Annotated in this window: 4 protein-coding genes; 2 read left to right on the top strand and 2 right to left on the bottom strand. The window is 47.5% G+C overall.

The genetic code is table 11. The annotated features are described in order from the left end of the window. Both ACSBQN_RS19215 and ACSBQN_RS19220 read left to right on the top strand, forming a co-directional pair. Positions 1 to 544: gp53-like domain-containing protein (locus ACSBQN_RS19215; RefSeq protein WP_434991805.1), on the top strand; the 544-nt coding region annotated here is incomplete at its 5' end. After that, positions 544 to 975, top strand: coding sequence for a tail fiber assembly protein (locus tag ACSBQN_RS19220; protein WP_434991806.1), 432 nt, complete (start codon positions 544 to 546; stop codon positions 973 to 975). The genes ACSBQN_RS19215 and ACSBQN_RS19220, both read left to right, overlap by 1 nt. Here ACSBQN_RS19220 and ACSBQN_RS19225 read toward each other — a convergent pair. Beyond that, on the bottom strand, positions 947 to 1,384 hold the full coding sequence (locus ACSBQN_RS19225) for a tail fiber assembly protein (protein WP_434991807.1): 438 nt from the start codon (positions 1,382 to 1,384) through the stop codon (positions 947 to 949). The genes ACSBQN_RS19220 and ACSBQN_RS19225 overlap by 29 nt on opposite strands. 2 nt (positions 1,385 to 1,386) lie before the next feature. Then, positions 1,387 to 2,043, bottom strand: a complete 657-nt coding sequence (locus tag ACSBQN_RS19230) for a gp53-like domain-containing protein (protein WP_434991808.1) — start codon at positions 2,041 to 2,043, stop codon at positions 1,387 to 1,389. Positions 2,044 to 2,072: the final 29 nt, after the last annotated feature.

Here is a 2,072-nt window from a genome sequence, read left to right on the forward strand (position 1 = left end):
AAACCTTGGTTTAGGAGATGCGGCAAAAAGTAATATTGTTCAGGCGGCAGGGGAATCAAAGACCGATGTTTTAAGCCAGTGGGCGGCGACGTTGCTTACAAATCAGCGCGCCCCAAAAGATGGCGCCGGTATAAATGCCCACAGCTTCAGGAGTAACCTCGGACTTGGCAGTGTAGCAACAAGAAGCGTGGGATTATCAGCGGGCGATGTGCCTGAAATGTCATATTTCTCTGCATCTTTGGGTGTTAACGGGTGGTTTAAAATTCCGGTTATTATCAATGGCTCACCAGCAACACTGATTTACCAGTACGGGACAAAATCATGTGCTGACAGAACGGTGACTAATATTGATTTCCCGATCCCGTTCCCTAAAAACTGCTTTATTTTTTCTTCATGTGCATATCAGGCAACAGGAGGTGTCATGGTTTCAGCAACAGTTCACGGCGCCGATTTAGTGCACGGCGAAGCATCCGCGTTTTTTAATGGTGAACCGGCTGCGGCTGGTTACGTTCAGTTCAAATGGTATGCGATAGGATTGGCATAATGGAAAATTACAAATACTCTCCGGGCAATAATGCGTTTTACCCAACATCACTTGAGGCTGAATATACAGAGGCGGGAACATGGCCTGATGACCTCATTGATGTTTCGGACGATGTGTATCGTGAGTTTGCCTCGGATGCTGCACCGGAAGGTAAACAAAGAATAGCGGGTAGCGGCGGATTACCTGCATGGGAAGATATTCCCCCACCGACAAAAGCGCAGTTAATTGAACAGGCCGAAACCCAAAAACAATTTTTGATCGCCGAAGTCCACACCGAAACCGAAATGCTCCGGGCTAAACTGGCACTTAAGCGGATCAAGCCAGACGAAGAAGCGCTGTTAATCGCCTGGCTGGATTATCTGGACGAACTGGAGGCAGTGGACGTATCCACCGCCCCGGATATTATCTGGCCGGTGAAGCCGGTGGTGTAGGCCATACCACACCAGCCCCGGGGGATGGATCTACTGCCTGTACATCCTGCACGTACAGCATCCATTCTTTGAGGCTGGCTTTGTCTTCATCCGTGATAATGCCGAGCATAAGCTGGGTCTGCCAGAGTTGAGTTTTCTTGCTGGCCTCTGCAATTAAAGCCTGCTTTTGTGCCTCTGTGATAGTGATGTGTTGCTCATGCGTCAATGGCGGGATATCCATCCATACAGGTTTGCCTTTTTTATCAGCCCCAAGGCGCTTACCCTCCGGAGGAATACCGGCATACTCGTGCATGACATCACCATTTACCGCGACAATATCATCCGGCCACAGACCATTGTTTTCGTAGTCATCTCTCTTATCCATAATGAAAAATTGTAACGCTTTGGCACTAAATCCAAATTCCATCATAATTAATATCCGATAGCTAAAAAGTTAATGGTTGATTCTGTTGTCGGTGCTTCAACAGCTTTAACCGTAACAACGTTAAACCCCTGTTTGGTGACACTTTCGCAGCTTGCGATAATCTGGACATAGGTTGTTTTCGTACACAGTACAGCCCATACCCCATTGGGGAATGCTATTGGGTAATTTGTTGGGGTTGTCATTGAGTACCCTGTTCTTGAGTCATTCGCTATGGTTCGCCGGAAAGCCTGAATCATTATTCCGTTAGGTAACGTGGTAATTCCGTTATCCGTCCATTTGCCGGATTCCGGGAAAAAACTCATATCGGGAACTTGTCCGGAAAGATTACCTACAGTTCTTAATGCGGCAGTCCCGAATCCCGACGTTCTGTCCGCCGGAACAGTACCGTGTATCAGTGTTCCTGTGCTGTCAAAAGCCCAGAGCATCCTCTGTAATTCGTCATCCCACGCCCCCGAGGTTTTATTATCGTGAGCAAGCACTGCAAGTTTTTGGTTTGTTGACAACATCCGTGATTCTTTGTCTGTCACTATAAAATGACTGTGCAACTCTCCTAAACCAAGGTTTTCGGGAATGCAGCCATAACCGGATAAATCCGTAATAATCCCGTCATTACAGCAAACATGAGGGAAAACAATGGCGGTCATCGGCTATATCCGCGTATCAACAACTGACC

This window comes from Morganella sp. B601, assembly GCF_051172335.1.
Taxonomy (GTDB): domain Bacteria; phylum Pseudomonadota; class Gammaproteobacteria; order Enterobacterales; family Enterobacteriaceae; genus Morganella; species Morganella morganii.

Excerpts from the sequence above, each read along its gene's own strand:
- ACSBQN_RS19225 (WP_434991807.1), bottom strand. The coding sequence starts at position 1,384 with ATGATGGAATTTGGATTTAGTGCCAAAGCGTTACAATTTTTCATTATG.
- ACSBQN_RS19220 (WP_434991806.1), top strand. The coding sequence starts at position 544 with ATGGAAAATTACAAATACTCTCCGGGCAATAATGCGTTTTACCCAACA.
- ACSBQN_RS19230 (WP_434991808.1), bottom strand. The coding sequence starts at position 2,043 with ATGACCGCCATTGTTTTCCCTCATGTTTGCTGTAATGACGGGATTATT.